The sequence below is a fragment of the Halorussus amylolyticus genome (assembly GCF_004143485.2).
Lineage (GTDB): Archaea > Halobacteriota > Halobacteria > Halobacteriales > Haladaptataceae > Halorussus > Halorussus amylolyticus.
This window is the reverse complement of sequence record NZ_ML974131.1, coordinates 308,615-322,934: the sequence shown is the minus strand read 5'-3', so window position 1 is coordinate 322,934 and position 14,320 is coordinate 308,615. Positions and strand designations below refer to the sequence as shown.

The following is a 14,320-nucleotide window of genomic DNA, read 5'->3' as shown; positions in this document are numbered from 1 at the left end:
TCCCGGAGTTAGTCCGACGATACGTCGGGACCCCGGAGAAGAGTTCGGGTGCTCAGTCGTCGGTCGGAGGCGCGGCGGGTTCGGGTTCGCGGTCGGCCCGGGGGCCGTCGAGGTCCACGTCGGGGAGCAGGTCACGGAGGTACCGGCCGGTGTACGACGACTCGGTTCGGGCGACTTCCTCGGGCGTCCCTTCGGCCACGATTTCGCCGCCGTTCTCGCCGCCCTCCGGCCCGAGGTCGATGACGTGGTCGGCGTTCTTCACGAGGTCGAGTTCGTGTTCGATGACGACCACGGTGTTGCCCTTGTCGGTGAGTCGCTGGAGCACCTCGATGAGCTTGCGCTCGTCGGCGCTGTGGAGGCCGGTGGTCGGCTCGTCGAGCAGATACAGGGTGTCGCCCGCATCCTTCTTGCCGAGTTCCTCGGCGAGTTTGACGCGCTGGGCTTCCCCGCCAGAGAGCGTGGTCGAGGGCTGACCGAGTTTCATGTAGTCCAGCCCTACGTCCTTCAGAAGTTTGAGTCGCCGGGCGATTCGCTGGTCGTGTTCGAAGAAGTCGTAGGCCTCCTCGACCGACATGTCGAGCACGTCGGCGATAGTCGCGCCCTTGTAGGTCACGTCGAGGGTCTCGTCGTTGTAGCGCGCGCCGCCGCACTCCTCACAGGGGACGTACACGTCCGAGAGGAAGTTCATCTCGATTTTGACGGTGCCCTGTCCGCGACACTCCTCGCACCGGCCGCCCTTGACGTTGAACGAGAACCGACCCACCTCGTAGCCGCGCTGTTTGGCGAGCTTCGTCTCGGCGAACAGGTCGCGGATGTGGTCGAAGACGTTGGTGTAGGTCGCGGGGTTCGACCGCGGGGTTCGACCGATGGGCGACTGGTCGATGAGTCGGACCTTCTCGACGGTGTCGAGACCCTCGATGGCGTCGTGGTCGCCGGGGTCCACGCTGGTGTTGTCGTTCATCTCGCGGGCGAGTCCCTTGTAGAGGATGTCGTGCATCAGGGTGGACTTACCCGACCCCGAGACGCCCGTTATCGCGGTGAACTGGCTCACCGGAATGTCAACGTCGAGATTTTTGAGGTTGTGCTGGCGCGCGCCCACGACCGTGAGCGCGTCGTCGCTGTCCCGGCGGTCGTCGGGCACGGGAATCGCCTTCCGCCCGGCGAGGTAGTCGCCCGTTATCGACTCCTCGCACGCCTTGATTTCCTCGGTGGTCCCCTGCACGACGACTTCGCCGCCGCGCTTGCCGGGGCCGGGACCCATGTCGATGACGTTGTCGGCCCGGCGCATCGTCTCCTCGTCGTGTTCCACGACGATGAGGGTGTTGCCCAAGTCCCGGAGTTCACAGAGCGTGTTGAGCAGTCGGTCGTTGTCGCGCTGATGAAGCCCGATGGAGGGTTCGTCCAGCACGTAGAGGACGCCGACCAGCCCGGAGCCGATTTGGGTGGCGAGCCGAATCCGCTGGCTCTCGCCGCCCGAGAGGGTCGAGGCCTCGCGGTCCAAGGTCAGGTACTCCAGTCCGACCTCCTCCATGAAGCCGAGGCGGGCGCGAATCTCCTTGAGAATCTCCTCGGCAATCGTGGTCTCGCGCTCGTTCAGCGTCTGCTCCAGCCCTTCGAAGTGGTCGAGCGCGTCGCCGATGGACATCTCGTTGACCTCGGTGATGGAAGTGCCGTCCACGTACACCGACCGGCTCTGGTCGTTGAGTCGAGTGCCCTCGCAGGCGGGACACTCGGTGACGGCCATGTATTCTTCGATGTGGTCGCGAGTGCTGTCCGAGTCGGTTTCGAGGTACCGGCGTTCGAGGTTGGGAATGACGCCCTCGAATCGCTCGTCCTTCTCGCGGATGCCGTTCTTGGTCCGCCACTCGAAGTGAACCACGTCGTCGGTTCCCCAGACGAACGCCGCTTGGACGTCCTCGGGGAGGTCCTCGAACGGTGTCGAAACGCTCACGCCGAAGTGGTCGGCCACGTTGTCGAGCTGGCGCTGGTAGTACGTTCGGTTGTAGCTCCACGGCTCGAACACGTGCTTCAGCGGCTTGCTCGGGTCGACGACGACGAGGTCCTCGTCCACCTCCTTCGTCTCGCCGATGCCCTCACACTCCGGACACGCGCCGTGGGGGCTGTTGAACGAGAAGCTCCGGGTCTCTATCTCCCGGAAGTCGATGCCACAGTGAGTGCAGGCGAGGTCCTCGGAGAACTCGACCACGAGGCGGTCGTCGGCCTCTCCGGCGAGGTCGCCGGTAGACCTCGCTGTCGCTCCGCCGATGGCGTCGGCCGCCTCCTCGGGCGGGTCGGGGAGGATGACCTTGAGCGCGCCGTCAGTCTCCTCCAAGGCGGTCTCGACGCTGTCGGTGATTCGACTCCGGGCGTCCTCTGAGACCCGTACCCGGTCCACGATTACGTCAACGTCGTGGTCGTAGTTCTTGTCGAGGTCGGGCCTGTCCATCGTCAGGTCGTACTCGTCGCCGTCAACCTCGACTCGGCTGTACCCCTCAGAAACGAGGTCGTCGAACAGGTCCTCGAACGCGCCCTTCTGGTCGCGGACGACCGGCGCGGCGATTTTGGCCTTGGTGCCTTCCGGCAAATCGAGGACGCGCCGAACCATGTTCTGGGCGCTCTGTTCGCCGACCTCCTGTCCGCACTCGGGACAGTGTGGCGTCCCGATGCGGGCGTACAGCAGGCGGAAGTAGTCGTGGAGTTCCGTCACCGTACCGACCGTCGAGCGGGGGTTGTTGGCCGCGTTCTTCTGGTCGATGGAGATGGCGGGCGAGAGACCTTCGACGTTCTCGACCTGCGGTTTGTCCATCTGCCCGAGGAAGTTCCGGGCGTACGCCGACAGGCTCTCGATGTACCGGCGCTGGCCCTCGGCGTACACCGTCTCGAACGCGAGCGAGGACTTCCCCGACCCCGACAGCCCCGTCACCACGTTGAACTTCTCGCGCGGAATGGAGATATCGAGGTCCTTGAGGTTGTGCTCTTCGGCCCCCCGAACGTCGATGTAGTCCTTGCTCATTCGTGCCGGGGTAGGAAAGCGAGGCGTGAAACGCTGTCGGTTCGATGCGATACCGGGGTGAAAGTGGTCGCCGATTTCGGGGCGTTCGGCGCGACGAACGCCGGATACGCGTCGAGGAGCGCGGCGACTCCCGCCGCGGTTCGCCCCCGTCGCTGGCCGTGCCACTTTTTACCACGGACGCCCTCGTTCCACGCGAAGGGGTGACGTACGACAGCGTTTCGGCCCGCCTGCTCGCAGGCGGGCCGATATCGCCTCTTCCGGTCGAATTCGGGGGACGCCCACACGCCAGTAACGCCATGGAACGCGGACGGGGGTGGGGTTCGACCCGACGTTCGCCGTCTTTCTTTCGACGCGAGTCCGTGAGCGACGACCACCGTCGAGCGCATCGCCGCGCTTTTCCCTTCAGTTCGCGTACGCGTCGGCATGAACGCCGAGAGAGCCTTCGCAGGCGCCCTCCTCGCGGTCTCAGTGTTCCTCTCGGTGCTCGTGATTCGGCCCTTCTTCACCTACGTCGCGCTCGCGGTGCTGTTGGCGTACACGCTCTTTCCGCTCCAGCGACGACTCTCGCCGCGATTCGTGGCGGCCCTCGGACCGCGCTTCGGCCCGCGAGCGTCGGCGATCGTGCTGATGGTCGCTTCGACCGTGCTGTTCGTGCTTCCGTTCGTCCTGCTCCTGCGAGTGGTCGTCCAGCAGGCGCTCGCCGTGGTCGAGGGCGTCCAGTCCGGCGCAATCGACGTGGGGTTCGTCGGGGAGTTCTTCGAGAGCGACCTTGGACAGGAGGTCGTGGCGGCCGCCCAGTCGGGCGTCGGCGAGGTCTTTCAGGGCACCATCGGCGTCCTCGGCGGCGCGTCGAACGTCGCGGTCGGTGTCACTGTGCTCGGGTTTCTGCTGTACTACCTGCTCGTGGGCGGCGAGTCGATAGTCGCGTGGTTCCGAAAGGTCACCCCGCTCGCCCACCACGTGCAGGACGAACTCATCGCCGACCTCGACCGCCTCACCTACGCGGTCCTCATCACGACGGGCGTCATCGCGGTCGTGCAGGCCGTCCTCACCGGCATCGCGCTCGCGGTCCTCGGCTTCTCGAACGTCGTCTTCTGGACCGTCGTGGCGGTCGTCCTCGGCATCCTGCCGTTCGTCGGGTCGATGTTCATCTGGGGACCCGCGGCGCTCTACCTCCTCGCGACCGGGAGCGTCCTGCCGGGTGCGGGACTCCTGCTCTACGGGTTCGGCGTGGTGAACCTCACCGACAACTACCTCCGGCCGGTCGTCGGCGGTCGGAGCGCGAACCTCAACCCCGCCATTCTCGTCCTCGGCATCTTCGGCGGTCTCGGGGTGTTCGGCTTCACCGGCATCTTCGTGGGTCCCATCGTCCTCGGATTCACGCGGACGCTGGCCGTCGTGGTGGCCCGCGAGTACGCGTGAGAGCGATTGCGTAAGTACGGTTGCGTGCGAACACGAAGACGCTCGCGGGCGAGACGCCCGCGAGCGTCCCCCGAGAGGCGGTCGTCGCGGCTTCGATGGTCGTGGACGCCGTCGGGGAGAGTTAATAAGAGGGAATCCGGGCCGACCGGTCGCTCCCCGTCACGAACGGCAGGTCCACCACCGACGCCAGCACCTCCTCGCCGCCGACGCGGGCGGTCAGAATCGGCGCGTCGTCGGCGACGTCGAAGTCCACGAGCGCGAACGCGATTGGCTCGCCGCGCGAGGGACTCGCGACCCCGCGAGTCACCTCGCCGACGGCCTCGTCGCCCGAGAAGACGGCCGCGCCCGGTTCGGGGACTGCATCGACTCGCAGGCCGACGAGTCGCTTGCTCGGTCGGCCGCGATTTTCGACGCGCGAGACGACCTCCTGGCCGACGAAACATCCCTTCTCGAAGTCCACCGCGTTCCGCACGCCGAGGACGTTCGGAATCCGACCGTCGAGTTCGGTGTCGAACAGCGGCGTCCCGGCTTCGAGCGTGAGCGATTCCCACGTCGTCCGGCCGAACGGCGCGGCGTTCAGGCCGTGAGTCAGCAGGGCGTCGTAGACGACCGCGGCGTTCGGACGCTGTTCGCCCTTCTCGGTCTCGATGGTCCCGGTGGTACAGACCACCTCGTAGCCCTCCTCGCCGGTCGGGGCGTCGGTCCGAATCACGGTGACACCCACGTCGCCCATCCGTCCGCGGACGAACGAGAGGTGGCCCTCGGGCGTGCTCGCGCCGTTGAGGACGCTCGCTATCTTCTCGGTCGCGTTCGGGCCGTGGACGCCGAACACGCCGAAGTCGTCGGTCGCGGCCTCGATGTCCACGTCCTGAATGAACACCTTCCCGCGCCACTCGTCGGCGAGCGACTCGGCTTCGCCCGGCGGGACAAAGAGGAGGAGTCGGTCCCCGGCGTTGTAGACGTACATGTCCATCTCCACGCCGCCCTGCGGGTCGAGCAGGAGGGCGTAGACCCCCTCGCCGTCGTCGGTCGGGACGCGGTTCGACACCACGTTATCGACGTACTCGATGCGGTCGTCGCCCGAGACGACTACGACGCCGTAGGGCATCTCGGTCACGCCGACCACGTTCCGGACCGCGCGGTGGGCGCGCTCTGGCCGCCCGTAGTCGGCCGGGACGCGACGACCCCCGACCTCGGTGAACGCCGCGCCGAGGTCCGACTGTTGGTCCTCGATGACTGTCATGGCTCGGTGTTGGACGCGAGGCGGGATTAAACGGTCGGAATCCGCGAGATTGTGGAGTGGCGAATCGGTTTCGCTCGCTCCGGACGCTAAACGGGGTTCGAGAGGGGACAGAACTTCGGCCCCGACTCAGAACGGAAATCGTTCGATGACGCGGTCCACGAACGACGGTTCCTGGTCGGCCTCCTCGGGGTCGGGAACCACGCGCTCGTCGGGCGTGATGAGAGTGCGGTGGTCGCCCGAACTGGCGTGGATGAGACCGTCCTCCTTGAGGTTGGCGAGCGCGGTTTCGAGGTCGTCGATATCGACATCGACGTCCGACCGGAGTTCGAACACGGTCATGCCGTCGTCGTTTCTGTCCACGAGCGCGTCGAGGACCGCGACCTCGACCGGCTCGCGGTTCCGATACTCCCGCTTTGCTTTCATACCCGAGCGTACGTCAGGCGGGTTCTTACGCTTATCCCCGCGTCGAAGCCGGGGGTATTAAGCCGCGAAGCGACGACGGTCGGGTATGGAAATCAAGTCTCGCCACCACCTTCGGAGCGACGGGGTGAGCGACATCGAAGAACAGGTCGCCGCGAACCTCGGGGTCGAGTTGGACGCCGACACCTACGAACTCGTGGAGTTGGAGGACTCGGAGTTCGACCTCGTGTTGGTCGACGGCGAACCCGCGGTTCTCTACGTGGACGACCGGCCGTTTCTGACCGTCCGGGGCGCGAACGAGTACCCGCCCGAGTCCCACGTCGTGACCGTGGACGCGGGCGCGGTGTCGTTCGTGAGCGACGGCGCGGACGTGATGCGACCCGGCATCGTGGAGGCCGACGCCGACATCTCGGAGGACGACCTCGTTGCCATCGCCGAGGAGTCCCACGGTAAAGTCCTCGCGGTCGGACGCGCGCTCGTGGACGGCGACGACATGGTGGGCGACTCCGGGAAGGTCGTCGAGTCGGTCCACCACGTCGGCGACGACCTGTACGAGTTCACCGTCTGAGCCGGCGGTTTGCGGTTTTTCGAGACGGTCGCCGTTCACGGGGAGTCCGACTGGCCGTCACACGACGAATGCAAAAAGAGAGAGTTCGGTCGGCCGCGCCGAGACCGCTACGCCGACTCGATTCGACGAATCGAGTCGTCTTCAGGCCGAAACGGTCTCGGTCCGGGTCGCGGTGTTACCGCTCGAATCCGTGACGGTGAGCGTCACGTCGTAGGAGCCGCTCCCCTTCTTCTCCTCCAGTTGGTCGGACCCCGACGCGCTCGACCCGCTGACCGAGGTGGTCGCGGAATCGACGGTCGAGCCGCTCTGAGTCAGTGCGAGTTCGACCGACGAGAGGTCGCCGTCGGCGTCCGAGACCGACCAGTCGGCGTCGAATCGTGCCCAACCGCCGTTACTGCTGTCGGCGACGCTGAGAGTGTCGATGGCGGGGGCGGCGTCGCCACCGTCACCGCCGTCGTCACCGTCATCGCCGTCGTCACCGTCATCTCCGGCGAGCGCGGCTTCCACGTCGAGCAGGCCCGCGCCCTGCTCGTTGCTGCTCAGTCCGATGTCCTCGGCGGTGTTCTTCAGCGTGTCCCGAGCCTCGGCGTTGGTCGCGCCGTTCGCCATCAACTGAGCGCCCGCACCCGAAACGTGCGGGCACGACATCGACGTGCCCGAGAGGGTGTCGTACTCGCCGCCGACGTAGGTCGAGTAGACGCTGCCGCCCGGTGCGGCGAGTTCGATTTCCGAACCGGTCGAGGAGAAACTCGACAGCGAATCGTCCTCGTCGGTCGAGGAGACGGCCACCGCGTTGTCGTACGCGGCCGGGTAGCCGACACAGTCGTTACACGGACCGGAGTTGCCCGCCGAGGAGACGACCAGCACGCCGTTTTCGTAGGCGTAATCGACGGCGTCCCGTAGCGCGGTCGTGCCGGAACTCGCGCCGAGGCTCAGGCTGACGACGTCGTAGCCTTGGTCGGCCGCCCATTCGATGCCCGCGGCAACGTCGGAGAACGACCCGCTGCCGTCGTCTCCCAGCACCTTCCCCGCGTGGAGGGTCGCCTCGGTCGAGACGCCCACGACGCCCTCGGAGTTGTTCACCGCGTTCGCGATACCCGCACAGTGGGTCCCGTGGCCGTCGCCGTCCTCCCACGTTCCCTTGCCGCTGAAGTCCTTGCCCTCGCCGAGGTTGGCTTCGAGGTCCGGGTGGTCGGACTGGATGCCCGTGTCGAGGATGGCGATGTCCGCGCCCGACCCGGTGTCGCCGTTGTCGTGTGCCACGTCGGCGTCCACGCGGTCGATACCCCACGGCAGGGTCTGAGCGTGGGCGTGGACCGTTCCGTTCTCCTCGACGTAGCGGACGTTCGGGTTGTTCCGTAGCCCTTCGGCCGCCTGCTTGGGCATCTTGGCCGTCACGATGTCGAGCGAGTCGAAGTCCCGAACCGTCTCGTCGGCCTTGTCGAGTGCGGCCTGTCGGCCGCGCTGGGACGCGAACCCGACGTTGACCTCGACCCTGTCGTTCGCGCTCGCGCTCCCGACGATTCCCGCGCCTGCAATCGAACCGCCCGCGATTTTCAGTACGTTTCGCCTCGAAATACCCATTGTCTTATCCGACATCCTGTGAAAACAAGAAGTCCGTATTTTTAAATATTTCTGTGAATATAATAATAAATTCTTATTAGCACGAAGTTTAGTCGGGGGCGGAGTCACCTCCCGACGGCAGTGCGTCTGACGTAAGAACTATACCCTTTCGCTCGGCCCATGTGCCTATGGGCTTCATGAGCAAAATCCTCGGGGAGCGTGACTCGACCACCGCCGAGGACTACGTCGAACTCAACCTCGACGACTTCGAGACGGCGTCGGGCGATGCCGCGATGCAGGTCCACATCGCCGAGATACAGGGCCAACAGGACGTCATCGCCATCAAGGACGCCGTCTACGACGGCGACCTCGTGGTCGCGGACATCACCCGCCTCCGGACCGAGGACACCACCGTCGAGCGCATCACGAACGAACTCCAGCAGGTCGCCCGCGAGGTAGACGGCGACATCGTCCAGAAGGGCGACGACCAGATTTTCGTCACCCCGACCGGCGTCAAAATCAGCCGCGAGAAGCTCGGGCGCGCGTGACCGAGTGGCGGGGATTCTGCGGGCGGCGGCGATTCCGACGTCGAAGTAACTGAGCGCTTCTCGGTTGGAATCGACTCGAACAGAAGGAGCGGGGCCGCCTACACGTTGTCGGGGGCGTCGGCGTCGTCCTCGACGGCGCGCTTCATCGACTCGCGCCGGGACTTGGCGTCTCGGCCGGTGGCTTCGAGCAGGAAGTCGTTTTTCTTGCTGACCGCGTCGGCCGCGGCGTCTGCGTTCCCTTCGGCGATGACGTCCTCGGCGGGACGCTCCTCGAAGTGGACCGCGAGTTTGTCCTTCTTGCCGCTGTACTGGGCCGCCCCGGCGAGAATCTTCTCGAAGACGGGGTTGTCGGGGTCACCGACGACGTAGAGTTCGTGGCCGTTGTGCTCTTCGGTCCCCGTGATTTCGCCGAAGTAATCCTCGATTTTCGCCTTCATGTCGGGGATGCGGTCTTCGAGATGCTCGCCGCGTCGCATCTTGTACTCCTTCATCGTGTCCTGCCTTTGGATTGGGGGATGTATACCCTTTTCGCGTCGTTCTCGTCCTTGAATCGTGCGATTTCACTCCTGTGCGATGTAGCCCTTTCGACACTCGGGACAGATGTCGCCCGCGCGAAGCGACGACCCCGCCACCGTGTCGCGGTGGCCGCACGCCGGACAGACGAACTCGGCGTCCACGCCGGGGTCCTCGGCGGGTCCGTCGGGCGTGGGGATGCTCCCGCTCGACGTGAATCCCGCCGAGAGGTCGGCCCGACCGGAGCGCTCGGCTCCGGTCTCGGCGTCCAAGGTGTCGCCCTCGGCGTTGACGAACTCTACCTCCTCGGACTCGTCTTCCTCGACCGCGGGCGCGGACTCGGGGGTGAGACCGCCGCCGAAATCCACGTCCGCGCTCGCGCCGTCGGCGGGTTCGGCGTCGAACCCCTCGTCTTCCCGGTCCACCTCGGGCCAGTCGGTGTAGCCGCCCTCCGAGTCGGCTTCGGCCGGGTGGGTCGTGTCGGCGTCGGGCCACTCGCCGGGTTGGCGGTCGTCGTCTGCGGCTTCCTCGTCGGCGTCGTCGAGGATGACGCCGTCGTCCTCCGCGGCGGACTGAGGCTGTTCGAAATCGTTGTTCACCGAGGGCGACGACACGTCGCTCTCGGCGGCGCTCCGGGTCCCGCCGGGACCCGGAGCGCCGCCTTCTCCGGAGCCGCCGCTTTCGGCGGAAACGTCGCCTCCCGACGCGGCGACCGGCGAGTCGGTCGCCGCGTCGTCGCTCTCGGACGGACTCCCGGACCTGCCGGGCGTTTCGAGCGCCGTGACCTCCTTGTTCTCGCTCACGACGCTCCGGTCGCCACACCGGCCGCACTCCTTGAACTCCCGGACGGTGACGACGACTTCGCTTCCCTGCTCCTCGCGCTCGCGCTCGATTTCGGCTTCCCCGTAGGTGTGGCCGAGGAGCGAACACCTGAGACTCATTGTACGTTCCCTTACGTTCATCAGTGGTAAATCCCCGTGTTTCGGCGTACGACGCCCGTCTGACGGCTATCGATATTCCCTTCCGAGTGGCGACCGAAACGCGACGTATGTCCGAAACGAATCGGAAGTTCCTGCTGGCGAAGCGCCCCGAAGGTACGCCCGACCGCGACACCTTCGAGTTGGTCGAAGAGGACCGGCCCGAACCCGGACCCGGCGAGGTCACGGTCCGGACGCTCTACCTCTCGGTAGACCCCTACATGCGCGGCCGGATGGACGCCGGAGAGTCGTACGCCGAACCGTGGGACGTGGGCGAACCGCTTCAGGGCGGCGTGGTCGGCGAAGTCGTCGAGTCGAACGGCGCGAGCTTCGAACCCGGCGACGTGGTGACGGGGAACCTCCAGTGGGCCGACTACGCCACCGCGAAAGCGAGCGACCTCCACCCCGTGAACCCCGACCTCGGCCCGATTTCGACCGCGCTCGGCGTCCTCGGGATGCCGGGCCGGACCGCCTACTTCGGGACCCGAGAGGTGGCCGAACCCAAAGCGGGCGACACCTTCGTCGTCACCGGCGCGGCGGGCGCGGTCGGCTCAGTCGCGGGCCAAATCGCGAAGCTCTCGGGTGCCCGCGTGGTCGGCTTCGCCGGGTCGGACGAGAAGGTTGCGTTCCTCGAAGACGACCTCGGCTTCGACGCTGGAATCAACTACAAGCAGACCGACGACTACCGCGCGGCGCTCGACGAGGCCGCTCCGGACGGCGTGGACGCCTACTTCGACAACGTCGGCGGTCCCATCACCGACGCGGTGTTCACGAAGCTCAACGTGGACGCCCGTGTGGCGGTCTGCGGCCAAATCTCGCTGTACAACGCCGAGGAGATGCCGATGGGGCCGCGAAAGCTCCCGCAACTCATCTCGACTCGTGCGCGCGTGCAGGGGCTTCTCGTCGGGGACTTCGCCCCGCGATTCGAGCAGGCCACGCGCGACCTCGCCGAGTGGGTCGCGAGCGGTGAGGTTCAGTACCGCGAGACGGTGACGGAGGGACTGGAGAACGCTCCCGACGCCTTCCTCGGCCTGTTCGAGGGCGAGAACATCGGCAAGCAGTTGGTGAAAGTCGGGGAGCGCGGGGAGTAACGCGAGGGCCGAATTTTGATGGCGGTGCGGTTCAACAAGTGACTCCACCGCGAGCGTAGCGAGCGGACCAAGGAACCCTCGACGGACGAAGAGGCGGCGAAGCCGCCTCGCCCGCGACGGAGGGGGTGACGCCGTGTTTTTCATCAACGTTTTGCCAGCGGAAGAACGGCGAGCCGTTGGCTCGCCGTTCTGGAGTGCAGCAAAAGGTTGAATGGACTCGCTGGGATTTGAACCCAGAGCCAGACGGTCCGGGCGTGCGGCGCAGAGCGCCGTTCCGGGCGTGCGACTGGCAGGGCTTCAAATCCACTCGTCGAGAACAGATTCGCGGCGCGGACTCCTCGCTTCGCTCGTCGTCGTTGCGCCGCGAAAATCTGATGGACTCGCTGGGATTTGAACCCAGGGCCTCTTCCTTGCGAAGGAAGCGATCTACCGCTGATCTACGAGCCCGCGAACGCAACCAATCGTAACGCCCGCACTTATTAGAAGCTTATGTTTCGACTCCGGCGCGCAACAGATGCGCACGGCCCGCGACCGCACCCAGCACGAAGCCCGTGAAGTGGGCGATGAGCGCGACTCCCGGCGCGGCGGTGAGCAGGGTCACGCCGAGCGCGAGCGCGAGCAGGAGCGCGACCCGACCTCGGCTACCGAGCGGGAGCTTTCGGAGGACCGCACCCGTGACCGCGTTGCCCGCCAGCAAGTACCCGAGCAGGCCGAACACCGCACCGCTCGCGCCGAGGACCGCGGGCACGGGACCGGTCGTGACGAGACCGGAGAGCGTGACCTGCGCGACGCCCGAGAGCATCCCGACAGCGGCGAAGAAGGCGTGGAATCGCCACTTGGTCGTGACGCGCTCGACCGCGAAGCCGACGAGCACGAGGACGAGCGCGTTCGACAGCAGGTGGCCGACGCCCGCGTGGGCGTACACGCTCACGACGAGCGTCCACGGGCGAGCGTCGATGGGGGGCGAGAGCGCAAACAGGCCGAACGCGAGCGATTCCGAGACGAACCCCACCACCGACTGGGCGGCGAAGACGACGGCGAACACCGCGAGCGTCTCGACTGTCGGGCTTCGACTGCGTGACCGTTCGGGTCGCCGGGACGCGGTTCGATGGCTCACGGAGAGGACTTCGACGTGATGTGACAAAAAGTTGCGGTCGCGCGACGGAGTCGTGCGCGCCACGCGTGGCTGGTCGGTGGGAAAGAGAGTCCGCCGAGGTCCGGCGGAGAGAGGTGTAGACCGCGCAGCTCGGTCGCGAAGTTAGTCCTCGAGGACGATTTCGATGCTCACGTCGTTCGGGACCTGAATCCGCATGAGCTGGCGGAGCGCGCGTTCGTCGGCGTCGATGTCGATGAGACGCTTGTGGACGCGCATCTCCCAGTGCTCCCACGTCGCCGTCCCCTCACCGTCCGGGGACTTGCGGGTGGGAATTTCCAGCGTTTTGGTCGGAAGCGGGATGGGCCCCGACAGCGAAACGCCGGTCTTGTTGGCGATTTCGCGGACGTCGTCGCAGATGTCGTCGAGGTCTTCGGGGCTCGTACCCGCCAGACGGACGCGTGCTTGCTGCATCGTCAGTTCTCGTTGACGCTGAGGACTTTGCCAGCCGCGATGGTCTGACCCATGTCGCGGACGGCGAAGCTACCGAGTTCCGGAATCTCGCTCGACGGCTCGATGCTGAGCGGCTTCTGGGGTCGCACGGTCACGACCGCGGCGTCACCGGACTGGATGAAGTCGGGGTTCTCCTCGGCGACCTCACCGGAGGCCGGGTCCATCTTCTTGTCGATGGATTCGATGGTACACGCGACCTGCGCCGTGTGGGCGTGGAAGACCGGCGTGTAGCCGTCGGTGATGACGCTCGGGTGCTGCATCACGACGATCTGGGCCTGGAACGTCTCGGCGACGCTCGGCGGGTCGTCGGCGGGACCACAGACGTCACCGCGGCGGATGTCGTCCTTGCCGATGCCGCGAACGTTGAATCCGACGTTGTCGCCGGGTTCGGCCTTCGGGACTTCCTCGTGGTGCATCTCGACGGTCTTGACCTCGCCGCCGACGTCGCTGGGCTGGAACGAGACGTTGTCGCCCGTGTTGAGGATGCCGGTCTCGACACGTCCGACCGGGACGGTACCGATACCGGAGATGGTGTACACGTCCTGAATCGGCAGGCGGAGCGGCGCGTCGGTCGGCGACTCCGGCGGTTCGAGGCTGTTGAGGGCGTCGAGGAGGATGTTGCCGTCGTACCACGGCGTGTTCTCGGACTCCTCGGCGATGTTGTCGCCCTCGAACGCCGAAATCGGGATGAATTCGGCGTCGTCGGTGTTGAACTGGACCTGCTTGAGGAGCTGCTTGACCTCCTCGACGACTTCCTTGTACTTGGCCTCCTCGTAGTCAACGAGGTCCATCTTGTTGATGCCGATGATGAGCTCGTTGATACCGAGGGTACGGGCCAGGAAGACGTGCTCCTGAGTCTGGGGCGCGACACCGTCGTCGGCCGCGACGACGAGGACCGCGTTGTCGGCCTGACTCGCGCCCGTAATCATGTTCTTCACGAAGTCGCGGTGGCCGGGGCAGTCCACGATAGTGAAGTCGTAGGCGTCCGTGCTGAACTCCTGGTGGGCGATGTCGATGGTGACACCGCGCTCACGCTCTTCGGCGAGGTTGTCCATGACGTAGGCGAATTCGAATCCGCCCTTGCCCTTCTCCTCGGCCTCTTCTTTGTGCTGTTCGATGACGTGCTCGGGTACGCTCCCCGTCTCGTAGAGGAGTCGTCCCACGAGCGTACTCTTTCCGTGGTCGACGTGGCCGATAATGGCCAGATTCTGGTGTTGTTCGTCGCTCATTTGTATCTCACGCGCAGACGCGCTCTATCGGAATCTTTTGGCAGAAGCAGTTAAAACCATTTCGATACGCTGTGCTACCTACCCCGACGCCTTCTTGCGGTTAGTGGTAGACAGTCACACGATTCGG

At 65.9% G+C, this 14,320-nt stretch carries 13 protein-coding genes and 1 tRNA gene; 4 read left to right on the top strand and 10 right to left on the bottom strand.

Features of this window, described 5'->3' with window-relative positions:
- Window positions 1-52: 52 nt before the first annotated feature.
- Window positions 53-3,013 carry an excinuclease ABC subunit UvrA gene (gene uvrA, locus EKH81_RS05465; RefSeq protein WP_132056963.1) on the bottom strand — a complete coding sequence of 987 codons (2,961 nt, stop codon included), beginning with the start codon at window positions 3,011-3,013 and terminating at the stop codon, window positions 53-55.
- A 423-nt stretch (window positions 3,014-3,436) separates the two neighbouring features.
- Between uvrA and EKH81_RS05460 the strand changes: the two genes are divergently transcribed.
- Window positions 3,437-4,435 carry an AI-2E family transporter gene (locus tag EKH81_RS05460; protein ID WP_132056961.1) on the top strand — a complete coding sequence of 333 codons (999 nt, stop codon included), beginning with the start codon at window positions 3,437-3,439 and terminating at the stop codon, window positions 4,433-4,435.
- Window positions 4,436-4,556: 121 nt separating this feature from the next.
- Here the strand turns inward: EKH81_RS05460 and ygfZ are convergent, their stop codons facing one another.
- Window positions 4,557-5,678, bottom strand: a complete 1,122-nt coding sequence (gene ygfZ / locus EKH81_RS05455) for a CAF17-like 4Fe-4S cluster assembly/insertion protein YgfZ (RefSeq protein WP_132056959.1) — start codon at window positions 5,676-5,678, stop codon at window positions 4,557-4,559.
- A 126-nt stretch (window positions 5,679-5,804) separates the two neighbouring features.
- On the bottom strand, window positions 5,805-6,101 hold the full coding sequence (locus tag EKH81_RS05450) for a DUF6432 family protein (protein ID WP_132056957.1): 297 nt from the start codon (window positions 6,099-6,101) through the stop codon (window positions 5,805-5,807).
- Between the two features lie 85 nt (window positions 6,102-6,186).
- Here EKH81_RS05450 and EKH81_RS05445 point away from each other — a divergent pair, with 85 nt between their 5' ends.
- A complete protein-coding gene (locus EKH81_RS05445; RefSeq protein ID WP_132056955.1) occupies window positions 6,187-6,666 on the top strand; it encodes an RNA-binding protein in 480 nt (159 codons plus the stop codon).
- A 141-nt stretch (window positions 6,667-6,807) separates the two neighbouring features.
- Here the strand turns inward: EKH81_RS05445 and EKH81_RS05440 are convergent, their stop codons facing one another.
- Window positions 6,808-8,265 (bottom strand): S8 family peptidase, encoded by a 1,458-nt coding sequence (locus EKH81_RS05440; protein WP_132056953.1) that lies wholly within the window; start codon window positions 8,263-8,265, stop codon window positions 6,808-6,810.
- Window positions 8,266-8,417: 152 nt separating this feature from the next.
- Between EKH81_RS05440 and EKH81_RS05435 the strand changes: the two genes are divergently transcribed.
- Complete coding sequence (locus EKH81_RS05435) at window positions 8,418-8,777, top strand: cell division protein SepF (RefSeq protein WP_132056951.1); 360 nt, start codon at window positions 8,418-8,420, stop codon at window positions 8,775-8,777.
- Window positions 8,778-8,875: 98 nt separating this feature from the next.
- On the opposite strand, the gene EKH81_RS05430 is transcribed toward EKH81_RS05435, so the two are convergent.
- Window positions 8,876-9,268, bottom strand: coding sequence for a DUF5611 family protein (locus EKH81_RS05430; protein ID WP_132056949.1), 393 nt, complete (start codon window positions 9,266-9,268; stop codon window positions 8,876-8,878).
- A gap of 69 nt (window positions 9,269-9,337) precedes the next feature.
- The gene (locus EKH81_RS05425; RefSeq protein ID WP_132056947.1) at window positions 9,338-10,231 is read right to left on the bottom strand and encodes a DUF7093 family protein; all 894 of its coding nucleotides are present in this window, start codon (window positions 10,229-10,231) and stop codon (window positions 9,338-9,340) included.
- Between the two features lie 107 nt (window positions 10,232-10,338).
- On the opposite strand from EKH81_RS05425, the gene EKH81_RS05420 reads away from it, so the two are divergent.
- Entirely contained in the window at window positions 10,339-11,358 is a 1,020-nt protein-coding gene (locus tag EKH81_RS05420) for an NADP-dependent oxidoreductase (protein WP_132056945.1), read from the top strand.
- 375 nt (window positions 11,359-11,733) lie between these two features.
- Here EKH81_RS05420 and EKH81_RS05415 read toward each other — a convergent pair.
- The 4 genes from EKH81_RS05415 to tuf form a co-directional block, all read right to left on the bottom strand.
- Window positions 11,734-11,805: transfer RNA gene (locus EKH81_RS05415), tRNA-Ala, on the bottom strand.
- A 40-nt stretch (window positions 11,806-11,845) separates the two neighbouring features.
- Window positions 11,846-12,475, bottom strand: coding sequence for a rhomboid family intramembrane serine protease (locus tag EKH81_RS05410; RefSeq protein ID WP_132056943.1), 630 nt, complete (start codon window positions 12,473-12,475; stop codon window positions 11,846-11,848).
- A gap of 141 nt (window positions 12,476-12,616) precedes the next feature.
- Complete coding sequence (gene rpsJ, locus EKH81_RS05405) at window positions 12,617-12,925, bottom strand: 30S ribosomal protein S10 (protein WP_115794767.1); 309 nt, start codon at window positions 12,923-12,925, stop codon at window positions 12,617-12,619.
- Window positions 12,926-12,927: 2 nt separating this feature from the next.
- On the bottom strand, window positions 12,928-14,193 hold the full coding sequence (gene tuf, locus EKH81_RS05400) for a translation elongation factor EF-1 subunit alpha (RefSeq protein ID WP_132056941.1): 1,266 nt from the start codon (window positions 14,191-14,193) through the stop codon (window positions 12,928-12,930).
- Between the last annotated feature and the right edge of the window lie 127 nt (window positions 14,194-14,320).

Bases quoted from the DNA above. Each gene is read 5' to 3' on its own strand.
- tuf (WP_132056941.1), bottom strand. From the start codon at position 14,193: ATGAGCGACGAACAACACCAGAATCTGGCCATTATCGGCCACGTCGAC.
- EKH81_RS05425 (WP_132056947.1), bottom strand. From the start codon at position 10,231: ATGAGTCTCAGGTGTTCGCTCCTCGGCCACACCTACGGGGAAGCCGAA.
- ygfZ (WP_132056959.1), bottom strand. From the start codon at position 5,678: ATGACAGTCATCGAGGACCAACAGTCGGACCTCGGCGCGGCGTTCACC.
- rpsJ (WP_115794767.1), bottom strand. From the start codon at position 12,925: ATGCAGCAAGCACGCGTCCGTCTGGCGGGTACGAGCCCCGAAGACCTC.
- EKH81_RS05430 (WP_132056949.1), bottom strand. From the start codon at position 9,268: ATGAAGGAGTACAAGATGCGACGCGGCGAGCATCTCGAAGACCGCATC.
- EKH81_RS05450 (WP_132056957.1), bottom strand. From the start codon at position 6,101: ATGAAAGCAAAGCGGGAGTATCGGAACCGCGAGCCGGTCGAGGTCGCG.
- uvrA (WP_132056963.1), bottom strand. From the start codon at position 3,013: ATGAGCAAGGACTACATCGACGTTCGGGGGGCCGAAGAGCACAACCTC.
- EKH81_RS05460 (WP_132056961.1), top strand. From the start codon at position 3,437: ATGAACGCCGAGAGAGCCTTCGCAGGCGCCCTCCTCGCGGTCTCAGTG.
- EKH81_RS05440 (WP_132056953.1), bottom strand. From the start codon at position 8,265: ATGTCGGATAAGACAATGGGTATTTCGAGGCGAAACGTACTGAAAATC.
- EKH81_RS05420 (WP_132056945.1), top strand. From the start codon at position 10,339: ATGTCCGAAACGAATCGGAAGTTCCTGCTGGCGAAGCGCCCCGAAGGT.
- EKH81_RS05435 (WP_132056951.1), top strand. From the start codon at position 8,418: ATGGGCTTCATGAGCAAAATCCTCGGGGAGCGTGACTCGACCACCGCC.
- EKH81_RS05445 (WP_132056955.1), top strand. From the start codon at position 6,187: ATGGAAATCAAGTCTCGCCACCACCTTCGGAGCGACGGGGTGAGCGAC.